Source organism: Halalkalibacter sp. HAAS-P013 (assembly GCF_056619925.1).
Window position 1 is genome coordinate 1 of sequence record NZ_JBWQTU010000056.1, and the last position, 965, is coordinate 965.

2 protein-coding genes are annotated in these 965 nt (G+C 35.6%); both read right to left on the reverse strand.

What is annotated here, in order from left to right:
* Nucleotides 1-116 precede the first annotated feature (116 nt).
* On the reverse strand, nucleotides 117-494 hold the full coding sequence (locus AC1FXP_RS23520) for a DUF1761 domain-containing protein (protein WP_480064318.1): 378 nt from the start codon (nucleotides 492-494) through the stop codon (nucleotides 117-119).
* Nucleotides 495-502: 8 nt separating this feature from the next.
* Complete coding sequence (locus AC1FXP_RS23525; RefSeq protein ID WP_480064319.1) at nucleotides 503-832, reverse strand: GyrI-like domain-containing protein; 330 nt, start codon at nucleotides 830-832, stop codon at nucleotides 503-505.
* Between the last annotated feature and the right edge of the window lie 133 nt (nucleotides 833-965).

Genomic DNA, 965 nt, shown 5'->3' on the forward strand with positions numbered 1-965 from the left:
GGAGTAGCTCATGATAAAACCTCCGTGTAAGGGTTGTGTGGTAACTTCATTTTACACGAAGTATCATGGGCTTTTTTGTGTTTATTTTTAGGTGTCGCACTTAATATTACAATTCGTCAAATAAAAAACATCATAATAGTACCGATGATTGTAAGAGCAATAACATGGTATCCAATAGCTATAAAATAGATAGACGCTGGCTTTTGACTATTTGTACCTAAGCCAAATATAAAGTCTTTTGCATAGGCAAGTGCTATGACTATACCAACTAGACCACCGATTAATGCGCCATCCAGTAAGGTCTGGGCTTGTGATAATTGTAAGATACTATACAATAAGAAAGACGTTAATAATGTCACTAAAGTAAGTAACCCATACTTTGGTTGTTCGGGCTTAATATTTAATAGTTCCACCCATCGATTTCCAAGCACGGAATAATAAATCATTCCACTTACCATGTAGACTATTACTCCAGACAAGACTGCTAAAATCATATAATTCCCTACTTTCTCTTTTTTACTGGTATACAGATTTTATGAACGATAGGAGTATACTTTTGTGCTTCTGCCTCTTCCGTCATATAGACAAATTCAAAGGGGTATTCCCAAGTTGTTTCCACCCCAAACACGGAAGGAAACTCATTGTATAGTTGATAGTAATAAGAATTTATTTCATCCCGGGTCATTTCTTTGTTTGGGATAGTAACTGTTAAGGCATTCGTTTTATTAACTTGGTAATTGGCCGATGAGTCATTATTATCTAACACAACCCCACATAAATACCTGCACTTTTCTTTAGGAGTAATGAACGGGTTGTCCAACGGAACTCCTATAAAATGTTTTCTGCATCGGCTACACTGAACTAGACAGAAAAATTAAGGTCAAGTAGACTACAGATAATATAATCGAGGAGAATCTACGATGACTAAAAGAGAACGCAGAACATTTACTGAGGAATTTAAACAA